Source organism: Nitratidesulfovibrio oxamicus, from assembly GCF_015731765.1.
GTDB lineage: Bacteria > Desulfobacterota > Desulfovibrionia > Desulfovibrionales > Desulfovibrionaceae > Cupidesulfovibrio > Cupidesulfovibrio oxamicus.
The window spans coordinates 1-25,035 of sequence record NZ_VRYY01000077.1; the positions used below are offsets into that span (position 1 = coordinate 1).

Annotated in this window: 36 protein-coding genes; 29 read left to right on the top strand and 7 right to left on the bottom strand. The window is 64.1% G+C overall.

All coding sequences use genetic code 11. The features are described 5' to 3' along the window. Positions 1 to 102: 102 nt before the first annotated feature. Complete coding sequence (locus FVW20_RS19600; protein WP_231038827.1) at positions 103 to 570, top strand: DUF1064 domain-containing protein; 468 nt, start codon at positions 103 to 105, stop codon at positions 568 to 570. A 71-nt stretch (positions 571 to 641) separates the two neighbouring features. Here FVW20_RS19600 and FVW20_RS03515 read toward each other — a convergent pair whose 3' ends face one another. Genes FVW20_RS03515 through FVW20_RS03525 form a run of 3 tightly spaced genes read right to left on the bottom strand, consistent with a single transcriptional unit; the run spans position 642 to position 1,890 of the window. Continuing rightward, on the bottom strand, positions 642 to 1,115 hold the full coding sequence (locus tag FVW20_RS03515) for a protein-export chaperone SecB (RefSeq protein ID WP_116306280.1): 474 nt from the start codon (positions 1,113 to 1,115) through the stop codon (positions 642 to 644). Between the two features lie 14 nt (positions 1,116 to 1,129). Next, entirely contained in the window at positions 1,130 to 1,597 is a 468-nt protein-coding gene (locus FVW20_RS03520; protein WP_116306278.1) for a HigA family addiction module antitoxin, read from the bottom strand. A gap of 11 nt (positions 1,598 to 1,608) precedes the next feature. Continuing rightward, on the bottom strand, positions 1,609 to 1,890 hold the full coding sequence (locus FVW20_RS03525; RefSeq protein WP_116306276.1) for a type II toxin-antitoxin system RelE/ParE family toxin: 282 nt from the start codon (positions 1,888 to 1,890) through the stop codon (positions 1,609 to 1,611). A 384-nt stretch (positions 1,891 to 2,274) separates the two neighbouring features. Between FVW20_RS03525 and FVW20_RS03530 the strand changes: the two genes are divergently transcribed. The 20 genes from FVW20_RS03530 to FVW20_RS03620 all read left to right on the top strand — a co-directional run bounded on the left by FVW20_RS03530 (position 2,275) and on the right by FVW20_RS03620 (position 13,172). Next, on the top strand, positions 2,275 to 2,547 hold the full coding sequence (locus FVW20_RS03530) for a DUF5334 family protein (protein WP_116306274.1): 273 nt from the start codon (positions 2,275 to 2,277) through the stop codon (positions 2,545 to 2,547). Positions 2,548 to 2,686: 139 nt separating this feature from the next. Continuing rightward, positions 2,687 to 3,094 (top strand): structural protein, encoded by a 408-nt coding sequence (locus FVW20_RS03535; RefSeq protein ID WP_116306272.1) that lies wholly within the window; start codon positions 2,687 to 2,689, stop codon positions 3,092 to 3,094. A 2-nt stretch (positions 3,095 to 3,096) separates the two neighbouring features. Further along, a complete protein-coding gene (locus FVW20_RS03540) occupies positions 3,097 to 3,480 on the top strand; it encodes a hypothetical protein (RefSeq protein WP_012612787.1) in 384 nt (127 codons plus the stop codon). Further along, the gene (gene lysC, locus FVW20_RS20190; RefSeq protein ID WP_012612786.1) at positions 3,452 to 3,682 is read left to right on the top strand and encodes an Rz1-like lysis system protein LysC; all 231 of its coding nucleotides are present in this window, start codon (positions 3,452 to 3,454) and stop codon (positions 3,680 to 3,682) included. Before FVW20_RS03540 ends, lysC begins: the two co-directional genes overlap by 29 nt. After that, positions 3,679 to 4,011 carry a phage holin family protein gene (locus tag FVW20_RS03545; RefSeq protein ID WP_116306270.1) on the top strand — a complete coding sequence of 111 codons (333 nt, stop codon included), beginning with the start codon at positions 3,679 to 3,681 and terminating at the stop codon, positions 4,009 to 4,011. Before lysC ends, FVW20_RS03545 begins: the two co-directional genes overlap by 4 nt. A gap of 97 nt (positions 4,012 to 4,108) precedes the next feature. Next, complete coding sequence (locus tag FVW20_RS20110) at positions 4,109 to 4,540, top strand: helix-turn-helix domain-containing protein (RefSeq protein ID WP_196608320.1); 432 nt, start codon at positions 4,109 to 4,111, stop codon at positions 4,538 to 4,540. Continuing rightward, positions 4,537 to 4,932, top strand: coding sequence for an HNH endonuclease (locus tag FVW20_RS03555; RefSeq protein ID WP_196608321.1), 396 nt, complete (start codon positions 4,537 to 4,539; stop codon positions 4,930 to 4,932). The genes FVW20_RS20110 and FVW20_RS03555 overlap by 4 nt, the downstream gene beginning before the upstream one ends. A 72-nt stretch (positions 4,933 to 5,004) precedes the next feature. After that, a complete protein-coding gene (locus tag FVW20_RS03560) occupies positions 5,005 to 5,478 on the top strand; it encodes a P27 family phage terminase small subunit (RefSeq protein ID WP_012612783.1) in 474 nt (157 codons plus the stop codon). After that, on the top strand, positions 5,471 to 7,168 hold the full coding sequence (locus tag FVW20_RS03565; protein ID WP_196608322.1) for a terminase large subunit: 1,698 nt from the start codon (positions 5,471 to 5,473) through the stop codon (positions 7,166 to 7,168). The genes FVW20_RS03560 and FVW20_RS03565 overlap by 8 nt, the downstream gene beginning before the upstream one ends. A 47-nt stretch (positions 7,169 to 7,215) precedes the next feature. Further along, positions 7,216 to 8,394 (top strand): phage portal protein, encoded by a 1,179-nt coding sequence (locus FVW20_RS03570; protein WP_231038829.1) that lies wholly within the window; start codon positions 7,216 to 7,218, stop codon positions 8,392 to 8,394. Continuing rightward, complete coding sequence (locus FVW20_RS03575) at positions 8,381 to 9,082, top strand: HK97 family phage prohead protease (protein WP_196608324.1); 702 nt, start codon at positions 8,381 to 8,383, stop codon at positions 9,080 to 9,082. The genes FVW20_RS03570 and FVW20_RS03575 overlap by 14 nt, the downstream gene beginning before the upstream one ends. A gap of 12 nt (positions 9,083 to 9,094) precedes the next feature. Beyond that, positions 9,095 to 10,315 (top strand): phage major capsid protein, encoded by a 1,221-nt coding sequence (locus FVW20_RS03580; protein WP_196608325.1) that lies wholly within the window; start codon positions 9,095 to 9,097, stop codon positions 10,313 to 10,315. 45 nt (positions 10,316 to 10,360) lie between these two features. Continuing rightward, a complete protein-coding gene (locus FVW20_RS03585) occupies positions 10,361 to 10,540 on the top strand; it encodes a hypothetical protein (protein WP_012612778.1) in 180 nt (59 codons plus the stop codon). Continuing rightward, positions 10,537 to 11,121 carry a head-tail connector protein gene (locus tag FVW20_RS03590; protein ID WP_196608326.1) on the top strand — a complete coding sequence of 195 codons (585 nt, stop codon included), beginning with the start codon at positions 10,537 to 10,539 and terminating at the stop codon, positions 11,119 to 11,121. Before FVW20_RS03585 ends, FVW20_RS03590 begins: the two co-directional genes overlap by 4 nt. A gap of 2 nt (positions 11,122 to 11,123) precedes the next feature. Next, entirely contained in the window at positions 11,124 to 11,438 is a 315-nt protein-coding gene (locus FVW20_RS03595) for a phage head closure protein (protein WP_196608327.1), read from the top strand. Beyond that, a complete protein-coding gene (locus tag FVW20_RS03600) occupies positions 11,438 to 11,836 on the top strand; it encodes an HK97 gp10 family phage protein (RefSeq protein WP_196608328.1) in 399 nt (132 codons plus the stop codon). Before FVW20_RS03595 ends, FVW20_RS03600 begins: the two co-directional genes overlap by 1 nt. Next, positions 11,823 to 12,191 carry a DUF3168 domain-containing protein gene (locus tag FVW20_RS03605; RefSeq protein WP_196608329.1) on the top strand — a complete coding sequence of 123 codons (369 nt, stop codon included), beginning with the start codon at positions 11,823 to 11,825 and terminating at the stop codon, positions 12,189 to 12,191. The genes FVW20_RS03600 and FVW20_RS03605 overlap by 14 nt, the downstream gene beginning before the upstream one ends. Before the next feature lie 15 nt (positions 12,192 to 12,206). Then, positions 12,207 to 12,626: a phage tail tube protein gene (locus tag FVW20_RS03610; RefSeq protein WP_196608330.1), complete on the top strand. Its 420-nt coding sequence runs from the start codon at positions 12,207 to 12,209 to the stop codon at positions 12,624 to 12,626. 10 nt (positions 12,627 to 12,636) lie between these two features. Next, positions 12,637 to 12,984, top strand: a complete 348-nt coding sequence (locus FVW20_RS03615) for a phage tail assembly chaperone (protein ID WP_196608331.1) — start codon at positions 12,637 to 12,639, stop codon at positions 12,982 to 12,984. A 47-nt stretch (positions 12,985 to 13,031) separates the two neighbouring features. Next, positions 13,032 to 13,172, top strand: a complete 141-nt coding sequence (locus FVW20_RS03620) for a hypothetical protein (RefSeq protein ID WP_196608332.1) — start codon at positions 13,032 to 13,034, stop codon at positions 13,170 to 13,172. Between the two features lie 102 nt (positions 13,173 to 13,274). On the opposite strand, the gene FVW20_RS03625 is transcribed toward FVW20_RS03620, so the two are convergent. The 4 genes from FVW20_RS03625 to FVW20_RS03640 all read right to left on the bottom strand — a co-directional run bounded on the left by FVW20_RS03625 (position 13,275) and on the right by FVW20_RS03640 (position 15,960). Further along, positions 13,275 to 13,685 carry a type II toxin-antitoxin system HicB family antitoxin gene (locus tag FVW20_RS03625; protein WP_196608333.1) on the bottom strand — a complete coding sequence of 137 codons (411 nt, stop codon included), beginning with the start codon at positions 13,683 to 13,685 and terminating at the stop codon, positions 13,275 to 13,277. Positions 13,686 to 13,739: 54 nt separating this feature from the next. Continuing rightward, complete coding sequence (locus tag FVW20_RS03630) at positions 13,740 to 13,922, bottom strand: type II toxin-antitoxin system HicA family toxin (protein ID WP_196608334.1); 183 nt, start codon at positions 13,920 to 13,922, stop codon at positions 13,740 to 13,742. Between the two features lie 113 nt (positions 13,923 to 14,035). Further along, positions 14,036 to 14,920, bottom strand: coding sequence for a BRO-N domain-containing protein (locus tag FVW20_RS03635; RefSeq protein WP_196608335.1), 885 nt, complete (start codon positions 14,918 to 14,920; stop codon positions 14,036 to 14,038). A gap of 251 nt (positions 14,921 to 15,171) precedes the next feature. Beyond that, complete coding sequence (locus FVW20_RS03640; protein ID WP_196608336.1) at positions 15,172 to 15,960, bottom strand: HIRAN domain-containing protein; 789 nt, start codon at positions 15,958 to 15,960, stop codon at positions 15,172 to 15,174. Between the two features lie 105 nt (positions 15,961 to 16,065). Between FVW20_RS03640 and FVW20_RS03645 the strand changes: the two genes are divergently transcribed. Genes FVW20_RS03645 through FVW20_RS03680 form a run of 8 tightly spaced genes read left to right on the top strand, consistent with a single transcriptional unit; the run spans position 16,066 to position 24,818 of the window. Beyond that, positions 16,066 to 18,882 carry a tape measure protein gene (locus FVW20_RS03645; protein WP_196608337.1) on the top strand — a complete coding sequence of 939 codons (2,817 nt, stop codon included), beginning with the start codon at positions 16,066 to 16,068 and terminating at the stop codon, positions 18,880 to 18,882. 2 nt (positions 18,883 to 18,884) lie between these two features. Then, entirely contained in the window at positions 18,885 to 19,238 is a 354-nt protein-coding gene (locus FVW20_RS03650) for a hypothetical protein (protein WP_196608338.1), read from the top strand. Positions 19,239 to 19,240: 2 nt separating this feature from the next. Next, positions 19,241 to 20,146, top strand: coding sequence for a phage minor tail protein L (locus FVW20_RS03655; RefSeq protein ID WP_196608339.1), 906 nt, complete (start codon positions 19,241 to 19,243; stop codon positions 20,144 to 20,146). A gap of 4 nt (positions 20,147 to 20,150) precedes the next feature. Beyond that, positions 20,151 to 20,585 carry an NlpC/P60 family protein gene (locus FVW20_RS03660; RefSeq protein WP_231038831.1) on the top strand — a complete coding sequence of 145 codons (435 nt, stop codon included), beginning with the start codon at positions 20,151 to 20,153 and terminating at the stop codon, positions 20,583 to 20,585. After that, entirely contained in the window at positions 20,573 to 23,383 is a 2,811-nt protein-coding gene (gpJ, locus tag FVW20_RS03665) for a TipJ family phage tail tip protein (RefSeq protein WP_231038832.1), read from the top strand. The genes FVW20_RS03660 and gpJ overlap by 13 nt, the downstream gene beginning before the upstream one ends. Before the next feature lie 38 nt (positions 23,384 to 23,421). Beyond that, entirely contained in the window at positions 23,422 to 23,988 is a 567-nt protein-coding gene (locus tag FVW20_RS03670; RefSeq protein WP_231038833.1) for a hypothetical protein, read from the top strand. Positions 23,989 to 23,990: 2 nt separating this feature from the next. Next, entirely contained in the window at positions 23,991 to 24,314 is a 324-nt protein-coding gene (locus tag FVW20_RS03675; RefSeq protein WP_196608341.1) for a hypothetical protein, read from the top strand. 3 nt (positions 24,315 to 24,317) lie between these two features. Further along, a complete protein-coding gene (locus FVW20_RS03680) occupies positions 24,318 to 24,818 on the top strand; it encodes a phage tail protein (protein WP_196608342.1) in 501 nt (166 codons plus the stop codon). Positions 24,819 to 25,035: the final 217 nt, after the last annotated feature.

Genomic DNA, 25,035 nt, shown 5'->3' on the forward strand with positions numbered 1-25,035 from the left:
GGTGCCGCGCGCGGTGCGGGCCTTCGAGCGTGGCGGCGTGGACTGGCAGGAGCGGCCGGAACACGAGCGGGCACGCGCCGAAGCCCTGGCGGGGGTCGCACGATGAGCACGGTCAGCGCAGCAGAGATCAAGGCGGCTGGGGGGCTGGAGAAGTGGATGCGCAACCGTGCGCCGGTGCAGACAGCGACATCCGTGCAGCGCCCGGCAGGTGTCCCGGCGCCGGTGAAGGCCAAGGGGCGGCTTCCCGCGCCTGGTCGGACCTACCGCAACGAGGGGATGAACCAGACCGAGGCCCGGTATGCCGAGTATCTGGCCGCCCTCGAACGGGCGGGCAAGATCGTGGGCTGGGACTACGAGGGGCTCAAGCTGCGGCTCGCCGACAAGACGTTCTACACGCCCGACTTTCTCGTGATCCGGGCGAGTGGCGTTGTCGAGCTTCACGAGGTGAAGGGGCACTGGGAAGACGATGCCCGTGTGAAGATCAAGGTCGCGGCCAAGCAGAAGCCCTGGTTCACATTCGTGGCCGTGAAGCCTGGCAAGCGCGGTGAGTGGGACGTGGAGAGGTTCTAGGCGCATTTAGGAATGCGAGTTGAGGAGGGGCGGGTAATCAAAAGCCCCACCGAGGTGGGGCCTGTAGATGTTCAGATGGATGAGGGGAGTTGTGGCGCTTCCTGTTGATCGCTTGGTGCATCTCCATTGGGGAGGAAAGAGACCGTGGGGAGATATATTGGAGGATACGGTCCGCGTTGGGTCAGGGTGTATATATATTCTCGCGCTGCACTGTACAGAAGAGAAGCTCCTATGCATGCTGCAATGCCTTGGCGTTCTGCTTCGGGTACCTCGTTGCCGACTTTGATGAAGCCGACAACCTTAACCCTGACATTATACGCCTTTATCATGTCTTCTGCTTCTTCTGTCCAAACAGTGAGAGTCACCAGGAAGTCTTCTGAACCCTGTATTGGGGGGGCGAGCTCTACATCTCGTTTAAATTCATATCCAATTGGTTTCCGGGCATTGATGTCCGAGATTGCAGAGGCGTCAGCGATAACCTCGACCTCAGTAAAGAAGTGGGCCGAGATTTCCACGGGCGGCTTTCTGGTATTCTTAATTTCCATTTGTAATCCGTGTGCTAGGCAGCCAATGGACGCTGTAGCCCGCAGGTATTGCTTTGGATACTCGTCGGTAGAGGGATGGTTCTCTGCATCTGTCCGAGCAGGCCTCGGTACAACTCTATTGTTTCGGTTTCTTTCGCGTGGCTGGGCTTTTCCCACGCGACGTGATCTTTATAGGCTGTGGTGTGGGCCTCAATCTCACGTGCTGTGTGCGGTATTATTTTAGAGAGTTCTTCTTCTTTTTCATGCTCGACTATTGATATGTCATATGCAGCCTGAAGGTTCATCCAGAATTCTGAGCTTGTTCCAAAAAACCTTGCAAGCCTAGTGGCTGTGTCAGCTGTAATGTTTCTTTTCAGGCGTACAATATCGTTTATGCGCGTTGCAGAAGCGCGTATTTCGACAGATAATGCGTGCGGTGTCATGTTTAAAGGCTTAAGAAATTCTTCAAGCAGTATTTCGCCGGGGTGCGTGCGTATGCGCATGGCATCCTCCATTAATGGTAGTCTACAATTTCAACGTTGTGCGCTGACCCAGCAAGCCAGACAAAACAGATTCGCCATTGGTCGTTGACTCTGATGCTGTGTTGTCCTTGGCGATTGCCCGAGAGGGCCTCTAAGCGATTGCCGGGTGGAGAGCGTAGGTCTTCCAAGCGCGTCGCCGCCGCAAGCATATCGAGCTTGCGGCGGGCAGGATTGGCTATGCTCCCAAATTTTTTGCTTGGCGCGTCCTCCTCGAAGAGCGCCTGCGTTTCTTTGCAGCGGAATGAAGCTATCATTTGCCGTCCAGCGTTTACCGTGTAGCGTTAAATTATGAGGGAAGGCTCAGTCTGTCAAGCCAGGGTATGGAAAAAGAGTGGTAAACCTGAAAGCGCGCGAGCGCCGGGAGGAAGTGCTGATGGCGAGGCCGAGGAATGGCGTGCGGTGCCCGGAGTGCGGGACGCTGTTGCTTGTCCTGAAGACACGCCCAGCTGGGCCTGACGACAGGGACGTGACCTATACGTGTCCTGGGTGTGGGGGCGTGGGAGATCGACGGGAACAGGTTCAGGGCGAGTGGATTCGGTGGACGTCTCCACTCAATATCACCCCACAACTCCCAACGCTATAAAGGGCTTCGTTTTGCGGGGAAGGTTTGGTATCTCCTCGGCAAGGGAGTGTAAAATATGCGTAACATGTTACTTGCGATGGTAATGGTGATTTTTTGGGGAGGAGTTGCCCATGCGTGGAGTGGGTATGATCAAGAGCGAGGAGCGGACGTTGAGATTGACAAGGGGAACTTGGTGCGCCCTGGAGAAACCATAGAAATTTATGATTACTCCGATGGGCAATATAAAGATGTTGATGTAGAAGACGTGCGCGCTACGAGATATGGCGTTGAAGTTGAAGTGTACGATGGCGATGCAGGAGAGTACCGTGTGCTTGAGATGGAAGATTAACAATGTCTAAAAAACTATGCGTGGCCCCCCGTTAAGGGGGTCTCCTGTTTTGTGGTTGGAAACAGGGGTTTCCAACTCTCCTTTCCTTGCCTCTCTCCCGCCTCCCCGCGCTACGCTTCTTCCAAACAGGAGCGTAGCCATGGCTATCCCGCGCGGCATCCGCAACAACAACCCCGGCAACATCCGCCACGGTGACAAGTGGAAGGGACTCGCCCCGATCCAGGGCGATCCCGACTTCTGCACGTTCGCCACGCCCGAAGACGGCATCCGTGCGATGGCCGTCATCCTGCTCAACTACCAGCGCAAGCACGGGCTCAAGACGGTCCGGCAGATCATCTCGCGCTGGGCACCCCCGACCGAGAACAACACCGAAGCCTACATCCGCCACGTCGCGGAGCGTCTCGGCGTCGGCCCTGACGATCCCATTGTCGTAGCCGATGTGCTGCCCACCCTCGTCGCCTGCATCATCCGGCACGAGAACGGCCAGCACCCCTATGACACGGCCACCATCGGGCGCGGGGTCGGCATGGCGGTGGAGAGGGCCTAGCCATGGCGCTTTTGCCCAGCAGCCTGAGTCGCAAGCTCCTAGCAGCCGGTACGGTGGCCCTTGTTGTCGCCGCTCTCGGCGGGGCGCTCTACATCCGCGAAATGCAGATCAGGGCGCTCCGGGCCGAACTTTCCGAGGCGCAGAGCACTGCGGAGACCCTCCGGGCGTCCAATGCCGCCTACGCGACCTCGCTCAAGGCCATGGAATCCGAGATCACCAAGCGGGACACGCTCCTTGCCGAGCGGGATCAGCGCATCAACGACATCAACGCCCGACGGGTCGCTGACCGTCGGACGTGGCAGGAGGCCCTGCGCAATGACCAGACCGTACGCGATTGGAACGCTGTGCCTCTGCCTGATGCTGTGCGGGGCCTGTTCCGCGAATAGGCGGGAGGTCGTGGCCGTGCCCGAAACCGTCAGGCTCACGCCGCCCGCCACGCTCATGCAGGAGACTCCGACACCCGACCCGCCCGTTTGGGACGGGGCAACCAATGGTGACCTGCTGGACTACGCGCAGGACAGCCGAGCGGCCCTGGGCAGGTGCAATGCCGACAAGGCGGGGATGCGGAAATGGGCGGGCACCGAATGAACGAGATCAAGGATTGGCTCACCAGCATGTGGCTCGTGCTGGCCCTCTCCGTGGCCGGAGGCATGGCCCGCGCAGCCAAGTGTGGAGAGAAAAGCCTGTGGGGCTGGTTCTGCTCCATCGTCGTCGCCCTCTTCGCCGGGGTTGTGACCAACCTGATGCTGGTGGACCTGACATCGCTACCGGAGACGGCCCGCGTCGCATGCGCGTCTGTCTCCGCGTACTCCGGCGGTGCCGTGCTGGATGCATTGCAGGGACGGATTGCCGAGGTGATCGGCGCACTCCTCGGAAGCCGGACGGGCACCGGCAAGACCGGGGGAAACGAGGAATAGTTCTCGGGCCGCCGCCACGGGCTGCGTTGGTGCGCGGAGCCGTGGGGCACAGGGGCGGGGCCACGCCCGAAGGCAACAACAACCCGCCCCTGCCAACATGACGAGCGAACGCCCATGCACAGACACCTTCGCACTCCAGCGCCGTATCCTTGCGGCAGCCCTGACGCCAACCGAAAGGCTCGTCGGGCTCGTGCTGGCGCTTTCGCTCGATGCGCGCTCCGGGCGCGCACGCATTTCCCAAGCCAGACTGGCGGAACTCTGCGGGGTCACCGTCAGGACCGTCCGGCGCGCCGTGGCCACCCTCGTGGACTCCGGACTCTTCGTCTCCCAGCGCACCGGGCGCTCCTCTGTGCTGAGGGCTGCAAGCCCTCCGGAGGGTGGAAAGAGAGGTGGAATAGTGGAGAGGACACCCGTGTCCGCTCTGATAGGACACCCGTGTCCTATCGGTCCCCATCCCTGGGGCCTCGACACCACCTACAGCACCCTCGCCGAAGAGCGATGCAAACGGGAGGCTAGGAGGCGCACATGAGTACCCTCCGGCCCCTCAAGCCCTGTCGGCATCCCGGTTGCCGGGCCCTGACCCGCGACGCCTCGGGCTACTGCCCTCCGCACGCCGAAGCGGCACGAGTCCGAGCGGCCGAGCGCGAGGCACGGCAGGACAAGGCAAGGGGAAGTGCTGCCGCACGTGGCTATGGCCGGGCATGGCGGGCCATCCGCGCCCAAGTGCTCCGCGAGGAGCCGCTCTGCCGTGCCTGTGCAGCCCAGGGCCACCTCGTACCTGCCACCGACGTTGACCACATCGTGAGCAGGGCACGCGGCGGAACGGACGACAGGGCGAACCTCCAACCCCTTTGCCACCGGTGCCACACCGCCAAGACCAACCGCGAGGACGGCGGGCGGCCAAGGGGAGGGGGAGGGTAAATCTTTGAGTGGGCAACCGGTAGACCGGAGTGGTCTCCCGATTTCGCGCGATGTCAAAACTGAGGACCAAAAGTGGCGACAGGACGGAAGCAGAAACCACGCACCCTGAAGGTGCTCCAGGGCACTTTCCGCAAGGACCGGGCAAACGAGGCGGCGCCTGAACCGTCGGCGGTGGTGGCGAACGCCCCTGCGTTCCTTTCGGGGCGGGCGCTGGTGTGGTTCGGGGTGCTCTGCGCCAAGCTCTCACCGCTTGGGCTGGCCTCCGAAACCTTCGAGGAAACGCTGGGCCTGCTGGCCGCCCGTCTTGCCGAGATCGAGGAGCTTGAGCGGTTCATCCGCGAGAACGGTCGCTCGTACACCACGACCACCGCGCAGGGTGACGTGATGTGTCGGCCTTATCCGGAGGTGGCCATGCTGAACGAGGCGCGCAGGCATGCGCAATCGCTGGCCGCCGAGTTCGGGCTTACCCCCGCGTCGATTGGCCGCGTGGGCCGTCAGCAGAAGGGGCAGAGCGACGAGAACCCGTGGGGGGCATTCGGTGGGTAGGCAGCGCGCCAAGAGCTACGCGGAGCGGGTGCACGCATACGCGCATGCAGTGGTGGCCGGGAAGGCCATCGCGGGCAGGCGGGTTGTGCTGGCCTGCAAGCGGCACCTGTCCGACCTCGCAGCGGTCGAGGGAGGCGGAAGCCCCTATGCGTTCTCTGCCGAGAAGGCCAACCGGGTCTGCGCCTTCGCCGAGAATATGGTCCACGTCAAAGGAAAGTGGGCTGGGCAGCGGGTGCGCCTGGAGGAGTGGCAAGTCTTCCTGCTGGGGTGCCTGTTCGGGTGGGTCCGGGAGGATGGCTTGCGCCGGTTCCGCGAACTCTACGCCGAAATCCCGCGCAAGAACGGCAAGTCGATGCTCGGGGCCATCATCGGCAACTACCTGCTGGTAGCCGACTCGGAACCCGGTGCCGAGGTCTACTCGGGGGCTACCACGCTCGACCAGGCGCTGGAGGTCTTCCGGCCCGCGTGGATGATGACCCTGCGGAACCACGCCTACCGGGAGCATTTCGGGATCGACCTTGGTGGCACGGAGAAGAACCCCGGCACCATCTACCAGTTGGCGAGCGCCAGCCGCTTCGAGGCAGTGGTGGGCAAGCCCGGTGATGGGGCCAGCCCGCACGGGGCTCTCGTTGACGAGTTCCACGAGCACAAGACGCCGGACCTCTACGACACCATGAAGACCGGCATGGGCGCGCGTACGCAGCCTCTGCTGGTGGTCATCACCACGGCGGGTGTGGACACCTCCGCGCCCTGCTACGAACACCGGGACCGACTGGCCAAGGAGTTGGAGGCAGGCGCGCTCGATCCGACCGTGCTGGTGATCATGTTCGGCGTGGACGAGTCCGACGACTGGAAGGACTTCGCGGTGTGGCGCAAGGCCAACCCGAACTTTGGCGTGAGCCTGCATGAGGACTACCTGCGCGACCGCTACCGGGAGGCCATGACCAGCCCGGCGCGCCGCAACATCATCCTGTGCAAGCACCTGAACAAGTGGATGAACGCGGGGCAGGCGTGGACCGACATGGTGAAGTGGGCGGAGTGCGCGGCCCCCGGCATGCGCATCGAGGACTTTGCCGGGCGCCGGGCCTGGCTCGGGCTCGATCTCGCCAGCCGTACCGACGTGGCTTCCCTCCTGGCCGTGGTCGAGGATGGCGAACTGCTGCGGGTGTTCGCCCGGCACTACCTGCCGAGCGATACCGTGGAGAAGCCGCAGAACGCACATTACCGGACGTTCCGTGATGTGGGTGCGCTCACCGTTTCCGACGGGGCTCGTACCGACTTCGGCCAGATCGAGGACGACATGCGCGCATGGGCCGACCTGCTGGACGTGCAGGCCATCGGCTACGACCCGCGCGAAGCGACGTTCCTCATGGACCGGGTAGCCCGCTGGGCCGCGTTCGACATCGTGGAAGTGACGCAAGGGCCGGGCAACCTGAGCGAACCCATGAAGGAACTCGAAGCGCGCATCGCCGCCTGCACCATCCGGCATGCCGATGATCCTGTGCTCACGTGGATGATGGGCAACGTGGTGCTCAAGCAGGCGCGCGGCGGCGGGCCGGTGAAATACTTCTACCCGACCAAGGAGCGCGAGAGCTCCAAGATCGACGGCGCCGTTGCCCTGATCATGGCGGTTGGGCGTGCCCTGGCCGCCCCCGCCGAGGGACCGGAAATCTTCGCGGAGGTCTGGTGATGGGCTGGTTGTCCCGCTTGTTCCGGCGCGAAGGGAAGGGCGTCCGCATGACCTCCTACGACCTGTTGGCGGAGGTGCTGGGTGGGGTTTTGGCCAAGAGCGGCGTCCACGTGACGGCGGCTACGGCCATCCAATGCACTGCGGTGCTCGCCTGCGCCCGCGTCATCGCCAACGGCCTCGCACAGGTGCCGTTCAAGCTCTACCGGGCGGATGGGCGGACCCGGATGGAGGCGTCGGCGCATCCGCTGTTCTCCCTCGTGGCTCATGGGCCCAACGAGTACCAGACCAGCTTCGAGTTCCGGCACATGCTCGGACTGCATCTTAGCCTGACCGGCAACGCCTTCGTCTGGTTGAACCGCGTGGGCGACCGCATTGTCGAGATGCTGCCGTACCAGCCGGGCTCCGTGACCGTCACGCGCAACGGATGGGAGGTCACCTACGACCTCTCGACCAAGGACGGAAAGCGGGTGCGGGTGCCTGCGGAGGACATGTGGCATCTCCGCTGGTTGTCCTGGGATGGGGTGTGCGGACTTGATGGTGTGCGGCAGGCGCGCGAGGCCATCGGGCTTGCCCTGGCCACGGAAGAACACGGTGCCCGTCTGTTCAAGAACGGAGCCCGGATGTCGGGCCTGCTCACGACGGAAATCAACCTGACGCAGGAGCAGCGCAAGGAACTGCGTGAGGCCTGGCAGTCGGCCCACGGTGGGAACGAGAACGCCTTCAAGACCGCGATCCTCGGCGGCGGCATGAAGTGGTTTCCCCTCGTGTCGCCCAACGATCAGGCCCAGTTCCTCGAAACCCGACGGCACCAGGTCGAGGAGGTCTGCCGGGCCTTCGGCGTGCTGCCCATCATGGTCGGCCACTACGACAAGGCCAGCACCTACGCCAGCGCCGAACAGATGTTCCTCCAGCACGGCGTGCATACCCTTGGCCCCTGGTACGCCTGCATCGAGCAGAGCGGCACGCAGAAGCTGCTGACGCCGGAGGAAAGGGCAAAGGGGTACTACCTGCGGTTCAACGCCAACGGCCTCATGCGCGGGGCCGCGCGGGACCGGGCGGAATTCTACACCCGGCTCTACGGGGTGGGTGCTCTGTCCCCCAACGACATCCGGGAGCTTGAAGACATGAATCCCTATGAGGGCGGCGACGAATACCGGGTGCCGCTGAACATGGTGGAACCCGGCTCCGCGCCGGAACGCACGGAGGGAAGCGATGGAAAGGCTTAGCTTCGGCCTGCTCGACCTGAAACTCGCCGAGGGCGCTGGTCAGGATACCGCCTCCATGACGTTCAGCGGGTATGGCGCGGTGTTCGGGAACATGGACGCTTACGGTGATGTGATCGCCAAGGGGGCGTTCACCAAGACCATCGCGGAGTTCAAGACCTCGGGCGTGTGGCCCGCCATGCTCCTCCAGCACGGCGGGTGGGGCATCGGGGCCGACGACTACACGCCGGTCGGCGTGTGGACCGAAATCCGCGAGGACGGGCACGGCCTCTACGTGGAGGGCACGCTGGCCGACACGCCGCGCGGCCTGGAAATCTACACGCTGATGAAGATGAAGCCGCGCCCGGCCATCAACGGGATGAGCATCGGCTACATCGCCAAGGAATGGGTTGCGCGGTCGAAGCCGGAAGAGCCCAGGCGCACCCTCACCGCCATCGAACTTGTCGAGGTGTCCCTCGTGACCTTCCCGGCCAACGGAAAGGCTCGGGTCACCGGGGTCAAGAGCGACGGCGACTGCCCCACCATCCGGGAAGCGGAATTGGCCCTGCGAGAAGCCGGGTTTTCGAGGAAACAGGCGAAGCTCATCCTTGCGGATGGCTTCAAGGGCTTGCCTCTGCGGGACGCTGAGGAAGGCGACGTTGACGAACTTGCCGCCATGGTGCGGCGGAACATCGACGCCCTCCGGGCGTAGCGGAGACACAACATGAGCGAGGAAATCAAGCGCCTGCTCGAACAGCAGGGGACGGTCTTCGAGGAGTTCAAGAAGGCCAACGATGAGCGGCTGAAGGCCATGGCCGAAGGCAAGGCCGTCTCGGAACTCGAAGCCAAGGTCGAGAAGGCCAACGCCGAACTTTCCCGTCTGGGGAAGGAACTGGATGACCTGGCCAAGAAGGCCAACCGCCCCGGTGCGGGTGGCGACGAGGAAGCCCAGCTTCACGCCGAGCACAAGGCGGCGTGGAACCGCTGGGCGCGCAAGGGTGACGAGACCGGCCTGGCCGAGATCGAGGCCAAGGCCATCAGCGTCGGCACCCCCGCCGATGGCGGCTACGCGCTGCCCATCGAGCAGGACAAGGAGATCACGCGCCTCCTGCGCGACGAGTCCCCCATGCGCCAGGTGTGCCGCGTCGTGACCATCGGGACCGAGGAGTACCGCAAGCTGGTGAACCTCGGCGGTACGGCTTCGGGCTGGGTGGGCGAGAAGGCCGCCCGTCCGGAAACCGGCACGCCGACGCTGGCAGAACTCAAGCCCGTGATGGGCGAGATTTACGCCAACCCGGCGGTCACCCAGAAGTCCCTCGATGACCTGTTCTACAACGTCGAGGCCGAACTGGGCGCGGACATCGTGACCGAGTTCGCGGAGCAGGAAGGCGCAGCCTTCATCCACGGTGACGGTGCCAACAAGCCCAAGGGGCTTCTGGCCTACCCCCAGAGCGCGGAACCCGACGGCGAACGCGACTTCGGCACGCTCCAGTTCCTGACCACTGGCGTTGCCGGTGGCTTCAAGGCCCGCACCGCCGACGTGAATCCTGCCGATGACCTGATCGACCTCATCTACACCCTCAAGAAGGGGCACCGGTCCGGCGCCACGTTCATGATGAACGGGAAGACGCAGGCCACGGTGCGGAAGTGGAAGGACGCCGAGGGCAACTACATCTGGTCGCCGAGCCTCCAGGCTGGCCAGCCCGCCATGCTGCTTGGCTACGGGGTCACCGAGAACGAGGACATGCCCGACATCGGGGCCGGTGCCATCCCCATCGCCTTCGGCAACTACTGGCGCGGCTTCTGGATCATCGACCGCATCGGCATTCGCAGCCTGCGCGATCCGTTCACCAACAAGCCCTACGTGCATTTCTACACCACGAAGCGCGTGGGGAGCATGCTGGCGGATTCCCAGGCCGTGAAGCTCCTGAAGCTGGCCGCGTAACGGTAACGGTCGGGGTCGAGAGGCCCCGGCCGCACAGGAGACCTCATGCAGAAGATCACGCTGAAAGAATCGTTCCGCTACTGGCGCAACGGGTGCTGGCCCGAGGACTACCCCGCTGGTGTCGTGAAGGTGGACGACGAGGTTGCCGCGCAGGCCAGGGCCGCCGGTGTCGTGGCCGAAGACGCCAAGAACAGCAAGCCCGCCGGGGGGCAGGAGCAGAAATGATCGTCCGCCGTGTCGCCGCACCCCGCATCGAGCCCGTCACCCTCGGCGAGGCCAAGGCCCATTGCCGGGTGGAGGTCTCCGAGGATGACGCGCTGTTGACTGCGCTCATCATCGCGGTGCGGGAGCAAGGCGAGACGCTGACCGGGCGGGTTTTCGTGGATTCGCCTTGGACGATCACCATGCCCGGCCCGCTGGTGGGTCCGGTGCCTCTGCCTCTTGCTCCCGTGCGTGAGGTGGAGGCCGTGACCGTGGACGGGGCGGTGGTGGACCGGGGGCTCTATTCCCTAGTCCCCTCCGGCCTGTCCCCGCAGGAGCATCCCGTGCGGGGGACGTTCACGCCACTGCCGGGTTTTCCCGATGGGGCCGAGGTGACGGTACGCGTGAAAGCGGGCTGGCCGGTGGAAGGAGATGGGGAGAACGCTCGGGCCACAACACCCCACGCCATCCGGCAGTGGATGCTGGTGCGCATCGGCGGGCTGTATGCCCAGCGCGAAACCTTCATCACCGGGACGCTGGTGACCCGCATGACCCGCGACTTCGTGGATTGCCTGCTCGACCCCTACGTGATGGTGGGAGCCTGACCATGCGCGCCGGACTGCTGCGTCATCGCATCACGCTCCAGGCCCCCATGCACCAGCCGGGGGAATGGGGCGGGGCGGACGCCACGGAATGGCAGGACGTGGCCACCGTGTGGGCTGCTGTGGAGCCGATTGCCGGGCGTGAGTTCTTTGCGGCGGCGCAGGCGCAATCCGAGGTGACGCACCGGGTGCGCATCCGGAGTCGGAGCGACGTGCGGGCCGACATGCGGGTGTCGTTCGGCGGGCGGGTGCTGACCATCGACGCGGTGCTGTCCCTTGATGGGGGCGAGATGCACCTGATGTGCAAGGAGATGAACTGATGCCGCTCATTCCCGTGAGATCCGTGACCGTGGACATCCCGGACGAGGCCGTGGCCGAGCAGGTGCGCGCGATGCTGGAACCCGAGCTTGAGATGCTTGCGGAACGCATCGCGTCCGACGCCCGGAACAGGGCGGCGTTCACCGACAGGACCGGGAAGCTGCGTAAGTCGATCAAGGCCCAGAAGTCCAAGTTCGAGGGGGGCGGCTACATTGTTGTCGCCCGCGCGCCGCATGCGCACCTCGTGGAGTTCGGGCACGCCATGATCGACGTGAACGGCCGGACCGTGGGGCATGTTGCGGCGTTTCCCTTCCTGCGCCCGGCGCGGGACAGGGTGATGCGGGCCGCCATTCACGAGATTCAGGCCCGTCTCGGGGGTGCCTACGATGAGCGGGGTTGATTTCGAGCAGGTGATGCAGGCCGCCCTTGCGGCGGATGCGGGCGTGGCCGGGATCGTGTCCCGGCGCATCTTCCCACTGTCCGCGCCCAAGGGCGCGCCGCTGCCCTTCATCACCTACCAGCGGGTGAGCGGAGCCCCGGAGGCGGTTCTGGATGGGGACGCGCCGTGCGAGCGCATCAGCATCCAGATCGACGCCTGGGCCAAGACCTATGGCGAGGCAAAGCGGCTGGCGAAGGCGGTGCGCGGCGTGATGGCCGGTGCCGAGTTCGCCGCCGAACTGGACGAGGACCGCGACCTCTCGGACGAGGAGGCGCGTGTTTGCCGTGTTTCCATGGACTTCATCGTGTGGGCGTAGCCCGGAGGATTCACCATGGCCAAGAAGTACACGCTGTCGAAGGGCTCCGTACTCAAGCTCGGGGACGGTGCCGAACCGGAGGTGTTCACCACCCTGCCCGGCCTGACCAAGCTCTCCATCGACGGCATTTCCAAAGACGACATCGACGTGACCGACCTTGAGTCGGACGGCAAGGAGTATGCGCCGGGTCTGGCCGATTACGGTTCGTTCAGCGCCGAGGGTATCTGGGACGACACCAACGCTCAGCATCTGGCACTGCTCGACCTGCTGGACAGTGGCGAGGTGCAGAACTGGCAGGTGGTCACGTCGGCCGGAACCAAGTGGGGCTTTGCTGGCTACGTGAAATCGCTGCCCCTCAACTGGGAAACCAACAACGTGCAGCGGTTCTCCCTGACCATCAAGGTTTCCGGCAAGGTGACGCGCCTCGCCGCCTAAGGAGCAGATCATGGGCCTGACGAGAGATGACATCCTGAGAGCGCAGGACTTGCCCACGGCCGTCGTGGACGTGCCGGAGTGGGGCGGTCAGGTGATGCTGCGCGGGTTCAGCGCTGCCGCCCGCGATAACCTCGCCAAGCGCGGGACCGACGAGAACGGCGGCGTGGAGATCAGCAACGCCGAGTTCCTCGCGCTTTGCCTGGTGGATGACGAGGGCGTGCCGCTGTTCGCGCCCGAGGACGCGGACACGACCCTTGGCCGCAAGAACCCCGAAGTGATCGACCGGCTGTTGCAGGAGGCCATCCGGCTCAACGGCCTGCATGCCGGAGCCGTGGAGGAGGCCGAAAAAAACTCCTGACGCGCGGGGAGAGAGCGTTCGCCTTCTCCCTTGCGCTCGAACTGGGGATGACGGTCGGTGAGATGCTGCGGCGCATGAGCAGCGCCGAGTTCACCGAATGGATGGCGTTCTGCGCCATTCGGCGGCGCCGGGAGGAAACCGGCTTCGCCAACGACGACGAAGCGATCGAGAAGCTGTTCTTGGAATGACCCCGGCCAGTGCCGGGCCTGATCACTGACAAGCAAATAGGGTGCTGGTGGAAATGAAAGGGGGCCGGGATGGCCCGGCCCCTGATGTGCACCCGTGCGTGGTTACGCGCAGCGCATGGCGGCGTCAGCCAGAAACCGTGAACGGTTTACGCCAAGTGCGCGGGCCTTTCTGTCGATGTTTTCGAGGACGCACTTGGGAAGGCTGATGTTGATCCGTACGGGAGTTGTATCCACGCCCGGAGCCTGCACAAGCTGGATGAATGATTCGCCTACGGCCCCGCTTTCTGCCTGCATGGCGGCTGCATGGCTTTTGGCCTGCTCCAAAGAACAGGCAGAGGGCAGTTCCCGGCGGGCTGCGGCATACTCTTCGACGGCGATGGACAAGATGTCCTCAGCGTTTTCAAGGCATTCTTGCAAGGTTTCGCCTTGGGAAAGCGCCTCGGGGATATCGGGGAAGGTGATGGCGTAGCCACCTTCCATTACCGGCGTAAACACCGAGAAATAGTACAACATGTGCGCTCCTGCTCGTTAAGCCTTGGGGAGGGGGGCAAGCCCCCCTCCTGTGTGCTAGGCAAATTGAATACCGGCTTGCTTGGCGATCTTTTTGGCAAGGAAATCGTTAATTTCACTGTGCCGAGGTACGGTGGTCACGAATACACCTTGGGCTGTGTAGACCTTGGTGTGGTTGCCACCCTCCACGATGACAAGACCAGCTTTCTTCAACTGCCTAAGGATGTCTGAACGTTTCATTCAGCCTCCTTGGGATGAGTAATACACACAAAAGTACACACAGTCAACGGCAGGGCGGCAAAAAGCCCCCCGGTTTCCCGAGGGGCCGCGATGACGGTGTGAAGGGGCGTCGGCTACCGAATCGCCGCCAAGCCCTCCATGAGGCGGGCGGTGAGGTAGAGGTTGTCGGCTCCGACCTCCATGGCGTGGACGCCACGCGAGGCAAAGGTTGTCAGCGAATCGTGGACGCGTTCACGGGCTTGGTAGTCGGGCATGGTGGTGGCGAACCGGGGTTCAAGGACGCTGTACACCTCGCGGGCCAACAGGCTTCCTTCGGTGTTCAGCATGCGGGCCTTGGAGCAGGTTTCGCCCATAAAGTCGAGGCAGGCGCGGGTGTGCGCCCTGAGCCGGGCACGCAGATCATCGGGGATGGCGGGCAGGGCCGGGGCTGCGGCAGGCAGCACGACCGGTGCCGCCTGTATGGCGTCGATGCGGGCCTGCACCCAGCCGATGGCGCGCTGGACCGTCTCCGACGTCATTTCCTCGACCGAGGAAACGCCCATGGCCGCGTTGACCAGCCGGAACGCAGCACCGTAGCCGAGCGGGGCCATGCTGACCCACATGCGCACAAGGTCCACGAGCGGACGGCGGTCGGCCTTGGTGGCAAGGTGCGGGGCGACAGGCTGACAGGCCTCGGCCTCACCGAGGGTTTCGAGCACGTCGAGAACCCACGCGCGGAACGCCTTGGCCACCGGGGTGCGGGCGAACATGGCGAGGAGGTGGCAGCCGCGCAGGGAGAAAATGCGGGTCTCCTGCGGACCGCCCGGCGTGGGCAGGGTGACCATCGCCGTCATGGAGTCGGTGAACTCGTCGGCGTGTTGGCGGTACAGCTTGGCCACTGATAGGTCTGGATTCTTGTAGTCCATGGCCAAACCGATTTGGTTTGACCTTAACCACGGCTGACCGTTTAGGTCGATGACATCAAATCGGTGGGACTGGAAGACGAGGGAAGTAGACATGTGGGCCTCCTGTGGAACTTTTCAGGTTCACGGAGGCAACTCCCGGCGTGGGAATTGCCGGGTGCTGAAAACAGCCACAGGAGCTGCGAGCTAGTTTCCCTTTCGGGTATTGTATTTCGCCCACACCCGGCAAATGAATGCAATTATGCCCAGACGTTGGGCAAAAGAAAAGGCCAATCTGTCGGGTGGCGGGTCCGCCTGTGGGTGTTTTCAGCACCGTGCGGACAACACGCCATGAAACCCGGAGGATGTCAAGGCTGGCAGAAGACGACTACCACGGTGACATGGGGTGGCTTGTCCTCGTCCTCGTTGGGCTCAACGTCGGAAACAAAGGCATAGCAGGTGGCCCCATTTCCCTCGTGCTTCGCGTAAACGCGGGCATCAGCCTTGGAAAGCTTTCCGAATTCCTCCCCATCGCAGGCTACGGTGTATTCCCCGTCTTCATCGCCCGATGTGATATCAACCCTGTCGCCGGGTTCGAGGCTTTGCGCTACTTCAACACGGTCCCGTCCCCGAATGCCGCAGATATTGAACTGTTCGGCGGGTGCGTTCGGGGGCTGCGTCAGCAGCATATCTATCTTGGCCCCGTATGGCTTCCCTTCCCCGCCATACAGGGCAGAGAGCTTGGCCATCGCTCCCCACCCATGGCGCATCCAGTCGGCAATCATTGCAGCTTGCCCTTTGGGAATGTAGCCGATCTGCCCCATACCGGCCATGACGCGCAGCGCGTTGGGGTCATGCGGGTTGTCCGGCTCAGGAATGATATCCACTGCTTCCCATTGCCGCATGTGGCGCAGGATGTTCTGGCGTCCCACTCCATCGTTGTTGACATGCGTCACGCCAGCAACAGGCAGATCGGGAATGCCCAAGTGCACATCGTTCCGTTTGTTCCAGTCATTCCATTTTATTTCTGGACGGTTGAAAACTTCGGCAGGTTCAGTCCCTTCCTGCACGCTCGGTTCTTGCGCTGCTGTCGCCGTGTCTGCTGGCGGCTGTGCAGGGTCTTTCCTCTTGCCGAAAAGCCAGTCGAACAAGCCCATACAGACCTCCTTTTTGTCCGCCGTTACCAAAAGATGAGCGGCGTCTCAACGGCGAACGGAAGAAAAGAACCTCCACCAGCGCCCTGAATACCGAACGAGGAATTCATGGCGAGGAAGATACCCGGCATCTACGTGCCGATCCGTCTGACGTACGAGCAGTTAAAGACGGACCTGGACCGTGCGAAGGCCCTTGCGCGCGAGCAGGGACAGGCCATGTCGGACGCCATCAACGGGGCACTGTCTCCGCGCACGATGTCGAGCGGCCTGACAAGGCTGACCTCCGACCTTGCCACTGCGGGGCGCGCGGCAACGGCCTCTCGTGGGGCGTTCAAGGGCTTGGTGGACGAGTTCGGGGAAATAGCCAGCGCCGCCGGGGTCAGCCGTTCGCGTATGGATGAACTGGCCGCCTCCATGGTGCGCCAGTCCGCCTCGCAGGCTGCCGAGCGTGCTTTCGCCAATATCCAGCGCAGCACGGGTGCGAGTTCGCTGCAAATGGCCCGCCTGCGCCTTGAATTGGGCGACACGAGCGGGGCGTTGCGCATGGCGGGCACTGCGGCCATGGCCTTTGCCCCGTACGTGGCAGCGGCTGGCGTGGCGGCGGGTGCCGCAGCCATGGCCACCTTCAGGGCGGCCATGGAGGTGGAGAGGCTGAACCGGGCCTACACCACCATTTACGGCTCCACGACAGCCGCCCGCCAGCAACTTCAGTTCATCTACGACACCACACAGCGCCTCGGGCTTGAGTTTCGCTCCACTGCCGAGTCGGCCAAGACCTTCTTCGCGTCGGGCAAGGGCACCGCCCTTGAAGCCGACATGAACTCCATCTTCACGGCCGTGTCCGAGGCCGGTGCCGCGTTGTCCCTGTCTCAGGCGGACATGCAGGGCATCTACCTCGCCATCGGGCAGATGATCTCGAAGGGCAAGGTGCAGGCCGAGGAATTGCGGGGCCAGCTTGGCGAACGGCTGCCCGGCGCGTTCCGTCTCGCGGCGCAAGCCATGGGCTTGACCACCGCCGAACTCGACAAGCTGCTGGAGCAGGGCCGGGTGACTGCCGACGATCTGCTGCCGAAGCTCGCCCGTGTGCTGCGGACCGAATACACCGGCGGAGCTTCCGAGGCGCAGAAGGCAACCAGCGGGCTCTCCACCGAGTGGGAGCGGTTCAAGGCCAGCGCCAGCCAGACCGACGCCATGGTGGCCGGGATCAACGCCGTGAAGGATGCGTTGAAGGCGACCTCGGACGCCATGGAAGCGACTGCTCGGCGCCGCGCCATTATCGCCGAGATGCAGGCCAAGGGCATCAAGGGCAATGAGCTGATTGGCGAAGGACAATACGGCTACTCGCAGGAGCAGATCGACGCCTATGAGTGGCGGAAGTCCGCCGGAAACCGACAGCGCGACGGGGCCTTTGCCGACCAGACGAATGCCGCCGAAGTGCTCGATGCCGCCCTGGGCAAGGCACGGCAGGCTGCCAACGCCTTTCTCAAGGACACGGACGCTGCGAAAATTCAGAAGATCAACGATTCCTACAGCGAGACCGAGACCGCCATCACCCGTGTCATCGAACGTCTCCGGGATGCGGGGGAAAGCACGGACTACTGGGAGGGGAAGCTCGCCGAGGCCGCCAAGGAGCGCGACCGGCAGCTTTCCTCCGTGGGCAAGAACGAGGCTGCTGCGGCGGGGCGCGCGGCTGCTGCGTTGCGCGAGGTCAACGAGGCGCTGGCAGGCATCACCGGCGATGAGGTGCAGGCCGCGCAGCTTAGGTTCAGCAAGAATTTCGAGAAGTGGAAGAAGGACATCGGCTCGGTTACGCCGGAGATGGAACGCCTCAAGGCTGCGGCAGAGGAGGCGTTCGCCAAGGGCTTTGCCACGATTCAGGAGTACCGCAGCGCCCGCAAGGCGTTCCTTGACCAAGGGCGTGACCGGGAGACCGAGCTTTCGTTCTTGCGCAACGAGGTGGCGGTTCAGGCCGGGGGCAACCTCGACAAGTCCGAGATCGACCGCGCCCGTGCCCTGGCTGAGCTCGAAAACAAGCGCCGCGACTGGGAGAAGGTAGGCTCCCGCGAGGAGGTGGAAAAACAGGTGGCGCTTGAGGTCGAGCGCATCCACCTGACCACCGCCCAGCGCAACATGCAGGTGGAGCAGCAGTTCTACCAGATGGCAGCCGGGCTGCTGAAGAACAGGGAGGATTTGCAGGCCCGCATCCTCGACCGCGAAATGTCGAACTACCGGAAGGTGGTTCAGGACAAGACTCTGCTCGCGGAAGTGGAAGCCCGGAAGATGCTCGAAATCTCGCAGGCCGGTAGCGACGGGGCCAAGCTGGCGTTCATCGAGTACGCCGAGGCCGCCAGCAACGCCGCGTCGCAGTGGAAGGAGGCAACCAAGAAGGCACTGGACGGCATGGCAGATGCCATCACCGATTGGGCCATGGGCGCACAGGCCAACATCGAGGCCGTGGGCGAGGCTTTCGCGCGGATGATCATCAAGGCCCAGGTCGAGCAGAACATTACCGGGCCGCTGGCCAAGGCCTTCGGCAGCATCAACTGGGGCGGGCTGTTCACCGCGTCGGCGCAGGGGAACGTGTTCAGCGGCCCCGGCATCTCGGCCTACCGCAACTCCGTCGTGAACAAACCCACCCTGTTCCCCTTTGCCCATGGCATCGGTCTCATGGGCGAGGCGGGCGAGGAGGCCATCATGCCTCTTGGCCGTACCAGCCGGGGCGACCTTGGGGTGAAGGTGGCCGGAGGGACGGGAGGCATGCCTACGAAGTTCGAGGTCCGGGTGATCAACGAGGGCGGGCAGCCTGTGCAGGCCCGGCGCACGGAGATGCGCTTCGACCAGACCGCTGCCGTGATGACCATCTGGCTCAAGGGCTGGGCCAACAACACCATGGGCGTCCGTGACGCCGTGGCCAGCGGAGCGTGAGCATGAACGTCTGGCCTGACATCGCCGCGCCTTCGTCCATGTCCGGGGGGATTTTCGACCCGTTGGACGAGGCGAACATGGAGACCGGGGACGATGCTGCCCGGCCGCGTTTCTCGGTGCCCCGGCAACAGCCCATGCGGCTGGAGTGGGCGGCCATGAGCTACGCCGATTTCGATGCCTTGGTGGCATTCCATGCCAACCAGCGGTCCACGCCGTTCCTGTGGGTGCGACCGCGCACCGGTGCGCAGTGGGAGGCCCGTTTCGTGTCCAATGCCATCACGCACAACGAGTCGCGGGACACACCCGGCAGGCTCGCCGTGCAGTGCACCATCCAGCCTATCCGGCGCGTGGAGTGACCATGGCCACGCTTGCCCAGATCATCGAACGCAACCGCCGTCACGGTGGCAGTCCGTACCTGCTGTTTCTGGAAGTGGGGCTGCCCACCGGGCGCACCATGCGTTTCGCACGTGACCCTCAGTCGTGGGTATGGCCCCTGACCGATGCGCAGGTTGGCGACCTAGCGCAGCCCGGCGACGAGGTGGCCTTTGTCCTGCCGGAGGCGGGATCCCTGACCTTTTCCGTGGGGGATGGAGACTGGAGCGGTTCGGTGGCTTTGGAGCGCGCCGGCGGCGAGGCGTGGTTTGAGGTGGCGGTCTTCCACCGCCGCAGCGAGGACACCCTCCAGGGGCAGCCCGCAGGCTCCTATCGGCTGGTGGCCCGACCGGACTTCTGCGGGAAGGTTCGCGCCATTCTGGGGCCGGAAGAAACGCGGCTCTGGCAGGCCATGAATTTCGAGCATGAGGATTGGGCGGAAGGCGAGGGCGCGCGTCGGGGCACGCTGACCCTCACGGTGTTCAACGCCGGTGGGGTGCCCCAGAAGTACGTCGAGGAGTTGGAGGACTGGCGGAAGCAGCATGGCCGGGTGTCGTGCAAGGTCCGGGTGCTGGTGGTCAACACGGCCCTGCTCGATGACCCGGAGCCCACGCACGAGCTTGCCCTTGTTGACCTGGGCATTTCGATTCCGGCCCCCGGCGACAAGGTGCACTTCACCCTGGGCACGCTCAACACCATGGGGCGCATGGTGCCGAGGCGGCGCATCATGCGGGACTATTGCAGTTGGCTGCGGTCGGATGAGTGCCCCCATGTGGCCACCTGCCGCCATACCGCCACCAACTGCAAGCTCATTGACCAGACGCTGGACCCAGGCCGGTTCGAGCGGTTCGGCGGGTTCCCGTTCATCGGAAAGGGGGCTCTCTTTGGCTAGCCTCATGTTGCCTCAGGGACAGGCCGAGCAGTTGCGCCACGTGTTGTCCGGGCAGTTCCGGCGGCGTGGCCGGGGCGAGATGTGTCCGGTGCGCCGGGTACCACTGTATGACTGCTGGGGCTTCGTGATGGCCCTGTCCGCCGTGTTCGGGCGTCGGGTGCCCAACATCGTTCCGCCTGCCTCGGCTGTTGATCGGCATGGCCTCTACGAGAGGGCGTTGCAGAGCGGCGAATGGAAGGAATTGGCGGGACCGGAGCCGGGCGCCGTGGTGGCCTTGCGCACCAGTCCCCGCCATCGGGATTTCGTGGACCATGTGGGCGTGGTGTTCGATTCCTGCCGGTTCGCGCACATCCAGCGCAACATGCAGGTGCATGCGGATCGGCTGGATACCTCGCCCTATGCCAGGCTCATCGCCGGGTTCTACGTATGGAACGGTTGACCCCTGCCAACAACGCCGTGCCGTTCTTTCCGCCCGCAATGAAGATGCGGGCGGACGATGTGCTGCTCGTGTTGCACCGGAATTGCCTCGATCTCACGCAGGTGGTGAGCGAGTGGGTGGAGTGGCGACCGGGGCTGACCATTGCCGACATCCTTGATGCGCGGTGGCCCGAGGGCATGCTCATCGATGAGGGGCTGGACCTACTCTTTTCCGTGAGCGGGCGTCTCCTGTCCTTCGAGGAGGCGGAGCGCTACATCGTGCGGCCGGGTGACGGGTTATCCGTGGCCTTGGTGCCGGGTGACGGCGGCGGTGGCGGCTCGAATGCCATTGCCGTGGTTTCGATGATGGCGGTGATGATTGCGGCCCCGTACCTCGGGGGCACGATGGTTTCCGGTGCTCTGGGCATGCTCAGCGCCGAGACGGCCATCGGGCTTGCCGGCTCCGTGTCCACCCTGACGACGGTTGCCGCTGCTGGAATCGCCATTGCCGGGGCTGCGGCCGTCAACGCCTTCATCCCCTCGGCCAAGCCTTCGCTTGGGCAGGGGCTGGGCCAGAATCCCATGGACAACTCGCCCACATATGGGTTCAGCGCGCAGGCCAACCCCATGGAGCCGGGGCGACCGGTACCCGTGCTCCAAGGCGAGAAGCGCAACTTCACCCCAACCAAGCTGACGCAGCACCTTTCGACCTCGGGCGACCGGCGGTTGTGGAACGGTCTGTTCCTCATCTCCGAGGGCCCGGTGGATGAGGTTTTCGATGTCCGGATCGACGGGAACAAGGCTGGCAACTACGAGGGCCTCGAAATCGACATCCGGCTCGGCACGGAAGGGCAGGACGTTCTCCCGTGGTTCAACGACGCAATCACCGAGCGGACCGAAGGGGTGACGGTCAAACTCTCCACGGATTGGCACGAGGTGGTGCTGGACGGGACCGGCGTGCGCAAGCTGGGCTTCGGCGTGCAGTGCGCGTCCGGCCTCGGGTACGCCAATGACAAGGGCGGGCTGGACCCGGTGACGGTGCAGGTGCAGTTCCAGCACCGCCTCTATGGGGAGACGGCGTGGGTGGACTTGGGCACGGTGTCGATTTCCGGGGCCAAGCGTGCCGCGATCATGCGCTACTACGAGTTCGAGGTGGCCGAGGGACGGCACGAGGTGCGTTACCGGCACCCCGTCGCGCCCCCGACTGGTGATCGGTACATCTCGGACACCTGGCTCGAATACACACACGAGATCGTGCCGGATGACTTCCGGTTGCCGCACTGCGCCTTGCTGGCGATCAGGGCGCTTCCCACGGACAAGCTCAATGGCAGCGCGCCGAAGGTCACGTGCAGCGCGAAGCGCATGACAGCCATGCTGCCGGACGGACAGGGCGGGGCCGTCAGCCGCGACATCGGCAACATGGCGTGGGCAGCCCTGGAGTTGATCACCAACACCCGCTGGGGCGCGGGCGAGCCCGTGGAAAGCATCGACGTTCCGTCGTTCGCGGAGGCCGCCGAGTGGTGCGAGCTCAAGGGACTGAAAGGCTCGATGTACTGGGACACCCAGTGCACTCTGGAAACCGCGCTCGGGTATCAGGGGCAGTTCGGACGGTTCATCGTGGACCGGGTGGGCACGAAAATCGTGTGCATCAGCGACCGCCCTGTGGCCCTGCCGGATGCTGCGTTTCTCGCAACCTCTGCCGACATCCTGCAAGGGACGCTGGGCCTCGAATACCCGAACTCGGATGACTTGGCCGACGGGTGCGAGATCACCTGGTTCGACCCGGAACGAGGCAAGCAAGTGGTCTTTGCCCCCGGCGACTTCTTCAATGCGGTGGTGGACCGACCACCGACGGTGGCGCAGATCACCCTGTACCCCTGCAACAGCGATGAGGGAGCGCAGCGGGCGGGAGAGTACATCAATCGGTGCAACCGTTACCTGAGTCGCCGCGTGGACCTCACGTTGCTTTGGCGTGCTCTGGGGCCACACATCCGGCGCGGTTCGGTGATCCAGGTTGCGGCCGACCGGCTCATGGCCACGCAATCAGGCGTGGTTCTGTCGGCTACCGAGACCACGGTGAGGTTGAGCCGTCCGGTGCAGCTTGAACCCGGCACCGCCTATGAGGTGCGGTTGGCGCACGTGGATGTGGCGGGCGACGTGGAGGGCGTGGAGAAGGTCGAGGTGCGGCCCCTTGCCCCCGTAGCCGAATCGACGCTGGCCTATACCCTGACACTCGCGGCTCCGTGGGAGCACGTGCCGTCTCCCGGCTGCTCCGCCGCCGTGGGCGAGGTGCAGCGGGTGACGCGGTGGTACCGGGTGCGCTCGCTGAGCCGCTCCAGCGACATGCGCGTGACGCTCAAGGCGCTGGAGTACGACGAGGCGGTTTATGCCGACGAAGGCGTGGCGCCGCAAACCGACAGTGCGGCCAACCTGCCTGCCGTGGTGGGCCTCGTGGCCACCATCATCGACGCCAACGAGGACTTGGTGAGCAAGAAGCTCATCTCCCTGGCATGGCGCGGAACGGCCTTGGAGTGGCGTGTGTTCGTGCGGAGGCTGGGGGCTGATGCCGACGAGTGGGTGTACCTCGACAAGACCCCATACCCCTCGTTCCTCGCTCGCAACATCGAAGTCGGGCACATGTACCGCTTTGCGGTCACCCACACCGGCAGTGTGGCGGATGGCCTGACCGTTGACGTGGACTACCAACTCAACACGCCCTCCGGGGCTATCCGACCGGTGACGGTGATCGAAAACGGCGTGGAGGTGCCGCTCTACGCGCTGGTGAATGGTGAGCCGCAGCAGGTCATGGGGGTGTTCTGATGACGACGATGCACGGAGGGTTGAAAGGCCCTGACAACATGCACGTGCCCTATGCGTGGGTGTTCCCCAACCAGGCGGCGCGCGAGACGGGTGTGGGAGTGGATGCCAGCGGCATCGGGAAGCTGGCCCGGCAGCTGAATGACAACAGCCTGTGGATGCTGGTGGGTACGGACCCCATCACGTGGAAAGCGGCCGGAGGCGGGGGCGGGTTTGAGTCCGGCACCCGGATGCTGTTCCAGCAGTCCACGGCGCCCACGGGCTGGACCAAGGACACCAGCCACAACGACAAGGCGCTGCGGGTTGTCAGCGGTGCAGTGGGGAGCGGCGGCAGTGTGGGCTTCAGCACGCTGTTCGGCAGGACGGCCACGGATGCATTCACGTTGACGACGGCGCATATGCCCCCGCACGGACACCCTTTTTCGTTCTCGGCGTCCGAAAGCGGTGGTGGCTCGGGCAACTACTTGTGGGGCCAGTTGTTCAAAATTAGTACACCAAACCAATCCGTGGCATCTTCAGTTGGATCATCCGGCTCTGGCAGTGCCCATTCCCACGGGCTGGACATGCGCGTGAAGTTCGTGGACTTCATCATCGCCCAGAAGGACTAGCCATGAAGAAACAGGACAAGTGCCCGCTTAACGGCTTCAAGGCGTGCCGGGAAACGTGCCGTTGGTACATCCAGTTGCGGGGCAAGCATCCGCAAACGGGACAGGATATCGACGAGTGGGGCTGCGCGGTCTCGTGGCTGCCCGTCCTGCTCATCGAGAACGCGCAGGAGGTGCGCCAGGGCTCGGCGGCAGTGGAGTCGTTCCGCAACGAGATGGTGAAAGCCAGCGGGGCGACCATGGCTGGTATCGGCGAGATCGTGCGCCTTGCCAGCATGAGCAGCCGGGAGCGGGGGATTGCAGGGCATCAGCAGCAGGTGGAGGGCTAATCCATGCGACTGACCATCATCAGGGACGACAATATGGTGATCGTGGACGGGCGCGCCCTGTCCGTGGATCTTTCCGGGTTGCCTGGCAACCTGCATGCCGTGCAGTGGGATGGGCTGGCGGGGCACGTAGAGTACAACGACGGCACGCCCAACGAGAAGTTGGAGGACATTGCGGCTTGGCAGTCTGTGGTCGATGCATGGGAGGCCGTGCGCCAAGCCGAGGAGGCACCGCAGCCGGGGCCGACACTTGAAGAGGCCAAGGCCGCGAAGCTGGCTGAGATCGCCAAGGCCCATGACGCCGCCCTGGCGGGTCTTGTGGCGTTGTCGAACCCTGCGCCCACCGTGGTGGCGGTGGAGGCGGCTCTGTTGGCCGTCAGCGACTTGGAAGGGCTCGACTATGCGCGGCAGCGGTTGGCAGAACAGCAGCGCGACCTTGCGGCGGCTGTGATGGCCGCCGGTGCTGTGGAGGATGTGAGGGCGGTGGCGGTGGGGTTTTTGGTGTGAGGCGTTTTGGGATTGGCCCGTTGGCTAGAGGCGGCGACATGTCTTTGTGCCTCGGCTGTGCGCCACAAAGAGCGTTGTGTCTCATTTTTCGGTTCTTCGACGTTTAATGTGGAATTGACCGACCTCGCCCAGTTTGGATAGCCCTCCCTCAGGAGGATTGCCATGCTTGCCGAACAAATATTCGCCTTGGGTCTTGGTCTCACGCCACCCTGGAAAG